The organism is Stenotrophomonas sp. NPDC077421 (assembly GCF_049545505.1).
Classification (GTDB): domain Bacteria; phylum Pseudomonadota; class Gammaproteobacteria; order Xanthomonadales; family Xanthomonadaceae; genus Stenotrophomonas; species Stenotrophomonas nematodicola.
Genome location: NZ_JBMWDP010000091.1, coordinates 1 through 1,060, shown reverse-complemented (window position 1 = coordinate 1,060; position 1,060 = coordinate 1). Strand labels below are relative to the sequence as shown.

The 1,060-nt window shown below is 71.1% G+C and carries 1 protein-coding gene; it reads right to left on the bottom strand.

The genetic code is table 11. The annotated features are described in order from the left end of the window. A partial coding sequence (locus ACPEH1_RS20610) for a condensation domain-containing protein (protein WP_423716322.1) occupies positions 1-1,060 on the bottom strand: 1,060 nt, incomplete at both ends.

Sequence of the window (1,060 nt, the reverse complement as noted above, 5' to 3'; positions counted from 1 at the left end):
GCCCGCCCTGCCAGGGCATCGGCAGTGCAGGCCCGTCCCAGCGGCGGCGCTGCGCCATCTCCTGCGCATCCAGCAGCTGCAGCCGGTCCAGCCGCGCCTGCGGCGCGGCGGCCACCTGCTCCAGCAGACGCACCAGGTGCGTGCACATGCGCGCTACCGTGGCCGGCTCGAACAGCGCCACGTTGTACTCCAGCGCACCGCCCAGACCCTGCCCGTCCTGGCCCAGCGACAGCAGCAGATCGAACTTGGCGATGCGATGCTCACCGGCCGCGAACTCGGCCACCTGCACCTGCTCCAGCGCCAGCCCGCCGCCCCCGGCCGCCAGCTCGCCCTGCATGTCGAACATCACCTGGAACAACGGCGTGTGGCTCAACCGGCGCTCCGGCTGCAGCGCGTCCACCAGGTGCTCGAACGGCACATCCTGGTGCGACTGCGCATCCAGCACCGTCCCACGTACCTGGCGCACCAGCGCCACGAAGTCCGCGCCCCAGTCCACCTGGTCGCGCAGCACCAGGGTGTTGACGAAGAAGCCCACCAGCCCTTCCAGCTCGACCCGGTCACGGTTGGCCGTGGGCGTACCCACCACGATGTCCTGCTGCCCGGCATACCAGGACAGCAGCGCCTTGAAGCCGGCCAGCAGCACCATGTACAGGCTGGCCCCTTCCTGCCGCGCCAGCGCCTGCAGGCCCTGCTCCACCTGCGCCGGAATCCGGAACACCTGCACCTGGCCCTGATAGCCCTGCTGCAGCGGTCGCGGATGGTCGGTGGGCAGCTCCAGCAGCGGCGGCGCGCCGCTCAGCTGCTGCCGCCAGTAGCCCAGCTGACGCTCCAGCTCGCCCTCGGCCAGCCACTGCCGCTGCCAGCGTGCATAGTCGGCGTACTGCACCGGCAGCACCGGCAGCGATGCCTCCACGCCACGGCAGTAGCCGGCATACAGCTGGCTCAGCTCGCGGCCCAGAATGCCCAGCGACCAGCCATCGCCGGCGATGTGGTGCAGGTTGAGGCCCAGCGCGTACTGCTCGCCGCCATCCCACAGCAGCAGCGCCCGCAGCATCGGCGC